Annotated in this window: 5 protein-coding genes; 1 reads left to right on the forward strand and 4 read right to left on the reverse strand. The window is 68.2% G+C overall.

The window, feature by feature from the left end:
* The 4 genes from ACTJJZ_RS11840 to ACTJJZ_RS11855 form a co-directional block, all read right to left on the reverse strand.
* Positions 1 to 1,015 (reverse strand): IS110 family transposase (locus tag ACTJJZ_RS11840; protein ID WP_440719754.1); only part of this gene is annotated, 1,015 nt, incomplete at its 3' end.
* Positions 1,016 to 1,246: 231 nt separating this feature from the next.
* The gene (locus ACTJJZ_RS11845) at positions 1,247 to 1,858 is read right to left on the reverse strand and encodes a GntR family transcriptional regulator (RefSeq protein WP_440721396.1); all 612 of its coding nucleotides are present in this window, start codon (positions 1,856 to 1,858) and stop codon (positions 1,247 to 1,249) included.
* Positions 1,859 to 2,025: 167 nt separating this feature from the next.
* On the reverse strand, positions 2,026 to 2,514 hold the full coding sequence (locus ACTJJZ_RS11850) for a YajQ family cyclic di-GMP-binding protein (RefSeq protein WP_440721397.1): 489 nt from the start codon (positions 2,512 to 2,514) through the stop codon (positions 2,026 to 2,028).
* Between the two features lie 26 nt (positions 2,515 to 2,540).
* Entirely contained in the window at positions 2,541 to 3,560 is a 1,020-nt protein-coding gene (locus ACTJJZ_RS11855) for a LacI family DNA-binding transcriptional regulator (RefSeq protein WP_440721398.1), read from the reverse strand.
* 313 nt (positions 3,561 to 3,873) lie between these two features.
* On the opposite strand from ACTJJZ_RS11855, the gene ACTJJZ_RS11860 reads away from it, so the two are divergent.
* Positions 3,874 to 5,112, forward strand: coding sequence for a sugar ABC transporter substrate-binding protein (locus ACTJJZ_RS11860; protein WP_440721399.1), 1,239 nt, complete (start codon positions 3,874 to 3,876; stop codon positions 5,110 to 5,112).
* The last annotated feature ends 27 nt before the right edge of the window (positions 5,113 to 5,139 follow it).

Here is a 5,139-nt window from a genome sequence, read left to right on the forward strand (position 1 = left end):
GTTTGAGGCAGCGGATGATGTCTTTCTTGGAGAGGCCTTGTTCGGTGCGGCGGCGCATGTAGGCCTGGGTTCTGGGGTCCCAGCGGAGTCGGCAGAGAACGATCCTGTAGAGGGCGGCGTTCGCTTGCCGGTCGCCGCCGCGGTTGAGGCGGTGCCGGTGTGTCTTGCCGGAGGATGCGGGGATCGGGGCGACGCCGCAGAGCATCGCGAACGCGGCTTCGGAGCGGAGCCGGTCGGTGTTCTCGCCCGCGGTGACCAGCAGCTGCCCGGCGACATCGGCACCGACCCCGTTGAGTTCGAGCAGGGCCGGGTTGATCGTGGTGACGAGAGGGTCGATGAGCGCGTCGAGTTCGTCGATCTCTTCGCTCAGCGCGGCGTGTCGACGGGCGAGGGCGCGCAGCGCGACCTTCGCGGCCTGTTCCGGGTCGCCGATGCGGGATGTGTCTGGTCGCAGTGCCGCGCAGATGCGTAACAGTTCCCGGTCCGTCAGGTGGCGCAGTCGTTCCCGCAGCTCGTCGGGTGCGGTGACCAGCAACGTCTTGATCCGCCTGATGCAGTCCGCGCGCTGGTCGATGGCGCTGCGCCTGGCGACGCGCAGATTCCTTAGCGCTTCGACCTTCCCGGTCCGGTCTTTCGGGACACCAGTGCGCGCCCGGGACAGTGCGGCCCGGGCGGCGGCTTCCGCGTCCAGCGGGTCGGACTTGCCCGCGAACCGGCGGGTCTTGCGGTCGGGGCGGTCGATCTCCAGCAGCTCGACGCCCGCGCCGCGCAGGTGCCGGGCCAGGCCCGCACCGTAGGCGCCGGTGCCTTCGATCGCGGCGATCAGCAGCATCCCGAACGTCACCGCCCACGACAGCAGCGCCGCGTAGCCGGCCTTGTCGGCGGGGAACTGGGCGCAACCCAGCAGCCGGCCCGTCGCATCGATCACCGCGGCCGTGTGCGTATCGCCGTGCGTGTCGACCCCGATAGCGACCTCGACCTGGCCGACCTCGGTTTCTTGTGCGATGGTGGTCATCGCCGTTCCTCTCACTCCAAGGGACAGAACGGCACGCACCGCCGAGAGCGAGCGGACAAGACAGTGATGGGTGCCTGCTGGCACAGGCTCCTATGAGGTCACGAACCCTCGCACGGTGAGTGCAAAGGCAGCCCCGCAGCGAATCGACCGACAGATCCCGTTCAAGACCCGAAGTCAGTCAGTCCAAGAGTCAGGACGACCGCTGCGGGGCTCCCACCACCATCATCACTGTCAGTCCACCAGGTACATCGCCCGCACCAGGTGCTCGGCCGCGGGGCCGTCGCCGGCCAGGATCGCGTCCGCGAGCTGGGCGTGCAGCGCGCGCATGCGCTCGCGCTCGGAGGCGCTGGGCGACCAGGACCGCAGATTGCGGAACAGCAGCATGCTCGTCTCGTCCAGCACGGTCCGGAAGATGTCGTTGTCGCTGTGCTCGGAGAGGTAGCGGATGAAGGACCAGCGCGCTGACGAGATCGCCTTCCCGTCCTCGAGGGCGGCGGACAGGGCCGAGGCGGCCTCGGCGGCCTCGGCGCGCTCTGCCGCGCTCAGCAGCGGGACGGCGATCGCGGCGATCGCGCCTCCGATGTACCCGGCGAACTCGAGCGTCTTCGCCGTGAGGGCGGGGGACACGTCGGTCACCTGGGTGTATCGGCTGGGATACATCTCCACGAGTCCTATTCGCTCCAGGCGCTGCAGCGCCTCCCGGATCGGCATGCGCGAGACGCGGAACTGCTCGGCGAGCTCGGCGTCTCGGATCCGGTGCCCAGGAGGCAGCGTGCCGTCGATGATCGACGCGCCGACGCGCTGATACACCTCCTCCGCGAGGAGTTGTTTTGTGACCCCCATCTGCGCATGAGACGCAGCGAACACCGGAACGTCGCCGTTCATAACTACCCCCAAGTAGTTTCCCCAGAACAGCACTATCGCACTCCGCGCGCACAAACCCAAGCATTGTGCGGAGCGGCGACCTCGACCCGGTGCGCGCGGCCCCTGGGAAGGGGCCGTCGCGAGGCTCAGCGGAAGTTGATGAACTGCAGATCGAGGTCCAGATCGGACCCCTTCAGCAGAGCGATGACGGCCTGCAGGTCGTCGCGGCTCTTGGACTGCACGCGCAGCTCGTCGCCCTGGATCTGCGACTTCACGGACTTCGGCCCCTCGTCGCGGATGATCTTGCCGATCTTCTTGGCGTTCTCCGAGCTGATGCCCTCCTTGAGGGTCGACTCGAGGCGGAACTCCTTGCCGCTGGCCTGCGGCTCGCCGGACTCCAGGCTCTTCAGCGAGATGCCGCGCTTGATGAGCTTGGACTGGAACACGTCGAGGACGGCGTTCGCGCGCTCGGCGGAGTTCGCGACGATCACGATCTTGTCGCCGCTCCATGCGATCGAGGCGCCGACGCCCTTGAAGTCGTAGCGCTGCTCGATCTCCTTGCGGGCCTGGTTCAGGGCGTTGTCGGCCTCCTGCCGGTCCACCTTGGAGACGATGTCGAATGAAGAGTCAGCCATGCCGACAGTGTAACGAGGGGTCCAGCTCAGGCGGAGCCGTGCACGGCTCCGCCGGGGCGCGCGGTGGAGGAGCGCACCACGAACCGCGGGGTCAGCGTGCGGTGCTCGGGGTTCGCGGCCGGATTGTCGAGCTGGGCGAGCATCAGGTGCGCGGCGAGGCGGCCCTGCCCCGCGGGATCCTGCGCGACGGTGGTCAGCCCGAAGAACGCGGACAGCTTGTGGTCGTCGATCCCCACGACGGACAGGTCGTCGGGCACGCGCAGGCCGAGGTCGCGCGCGGCGAGGATGCAGCCGATGCCGATCTCGTCGCTCGCGGCGAAGATCGCGGTGGGCCTGTCGTGCGCGAGCAGCGCCTTCGCCGCCGCGTATCCGGACGGGATGTCGAAGTCGGCCTCCCAGAACCCGGACTCGTCGACGGGGACGCCCGCCGCCCTCATCGCGGTCATCCAGCCGTCGTAGCGGGCGTCGCCGAGCTGGAACGCGCTCGCGATGGTGCGCCCGGCCCCGACGTAGGCGATCCGGGTGTGCCCGAGGGACAGCAGGTGCTCGGTGGCGAGCGTGGCCATCCGGGCGTTGTCGACGTCGACGGCGGTCGCGCCTTCGATGTACCCGCCGATGCTGACCACGGGCTTGCCGAGGGCGCGCAGTGCGCGGATCTCGTCCGGCGTGAGTTCGACGCTCGCGGCGATCAGCCCGTCGATGCTGGCACGGCGCAGCGAGCTGCCGAACACCTGGTCGCGCTGCGTCTCGTTCCCCTGCAGGTCGTACAGGGTCACGTCGTAGCCCTGGCTGAGCAGCACCGACTCGATGCCGGTGAGCAGGTCGGTGAAGAACCAGCGGTCGATGAACGGCACCATGAAGCCGATGTGCCTCGTACGGCCGGTGGCCAGCCCCGAGGCGTTCGAGGAGATCACATAGCCCAGCTCGGCCGCGGCCTCGAGCACCTTCTGCCGGGTCGCCGCCGAGGCGCTCTTCCCGTTCAGGGCGCGCGAGACGGTGGCGATGGACACGCCGGCAAGTCGCGCCACGTCGGCGATGTCAGCCACGGGGCCTCCTGGGAACACGGGTCAGGGGAAGAGTAGCGGTCCTGCCGGCTCGGAGGGAGTCGGCAGTGCACGTTCGCAACATTGTTGTAAACGTTTCCTCAAAGCGCAAGCCCCGATGCAGACCGGAATTTGCCCGTAGTTACGGGAAATCAGAGGATCCTGGCCGCGGCGACCGAGTGAAGAAGTGGTTGCGTGGCGGCGGTCTACACCGCATACTGTAAACGCTTGCGTTCGTGCAAGCGGAGCGCGCGCCCACCCTGGTGCTTGATCGGAGCCGATCGCGCTCCCTTACAGCACCGAGAGAGGTACACCGATGAAGGTGAACAAGAAGAGCGTCGTCGCATTCGGCGCACTCCTCGCGGCCGGCGCGCTGGCGCTGACCGGCTGCGGCGGAAGCAGCAGCGGCGGAGGCTCGTCCGCGGGCAGCGACAAGACCACGAGTTCGCTCACGGTCTGGGTCGACTCGAACCGCGCCGCCGCGATGAAGCAGGTCGCCGCCGACTTCCAGAAGGACAAGGGGATCAAGATCAACCTCGTCGTCAAGGACTACGGCAAGATCCGCGACGACTTCACCGCCCAGGTCCCCACCGGCAAGGGCCCCGACATCACGATCGGCGGTCACGACTGGATCGGGGCGTTCGTCAAGGACGGCCTGGTCGCCCCGATCGAGCTCGGCGACAAGGCCTCGAAGTTCGAGAAGGTCGCCATCTCCGCCGTCAGCTACGACAGCAAGGTGTACGGCCTGCCGTACGCGATCGAGAACATCGCGATCCTGCGCAACACCGCCCTCGCCGACTCCACCCCGGCCACCTACGACGAGATGATCGCCAAGGGCAAGGCGGCGGGCACCAAGTACCCGTTCCTGATCGGCCTGGACGCCACCACCGGCGACGCATACCACACCTACCCGTTCGAGACGTCGTTCGGCAACCAGGTGTTCGCGCAGAACGCGGACGGCACCTACGACGCCAAGAAGCTCACCGTCGGCGACGAGGCGGGCCAGAAGTTCGCGACCTGGCTGGGCGCGCAGGGCGCGGCCGGCATCTTCAACCCGGGTCTGACCGGCGACCTCGCCAAGGCCGCGTTCAACGCCGGGGAGGCGCCGTACTTCATCACCGGCCCGTGGAACCTGCCCGACGCCGAGAAAGCCGGCATCAAGGTCTCCGTCGACCCGATCCCCTCGGCCGGCGGCCAGGAGGCGCGTCCGTTCGCCGGTGTGCAGGCGTTCTTCGTCAACGCCAAGTCCAAGAACACGATCGCGGCGAACGAATTCCTGGTGAACTACCTCGCCACGCCTGCCGTGCAGACCGCGCTCTACAAGGCCGGCGGCCGCCCGCCGGCACTGACCGAGTCGTTCAAGGCCGCGCAGTCCGACCCGGCCGTGGCCGGCTTCGCCAAGGTCGGCGCCAACGCCGTGCCGATGCCCTCGGTGCCCGAGATGGGCTCCGTGTGGGACGACTGGGGCAAGTCCGAGGTCGCCATCATGAAGGGTGCCGACCCGGTCAGCACCTGGACCAAGATGGGCCAGACCATCCAGTCCAAGATCGGCTGATCTGCCGTGATCCCCGGTGCGGGGAGG

It is taken from the genome of Microbacterium sp. 22242 (assembly GCF_052045495.1).
In the GTDB taxonomy this organism is placed as follows: domain Bacteria; phylum Actinomycetota; class Actinomycetes; order Actinomycetales; family Microbacteriaceae; genus Microbacterium.

What these genes read in the sequence shown, in the direction of transcription:
- ACTJJZ_RS11845 (WP_440721396.1), bottom strand. Translation starts at nt 1,858, where the DNA reads ATGGGGGTCACAAAACAACTCCTCGCGGAGGAGGTGTATCAGCGCGTC.
- ACTJJZ_RS11850 (WP_440721397.1), bottom strand. Translation starts at nt 2,514, where the DNA reads ATGGCTGACTCTTCATTCGACATCGTCTCCAAGGTGGACCGGCAGGAG.
- ACTJJZ_RS11860 (WP_440721399.1), top strand. Translation starts at nt 3,874, where the DNA reads ATGAAGGTGAACAAGAAGAGCGTCGTCGCATTCGGCGCACTCCTCGCG.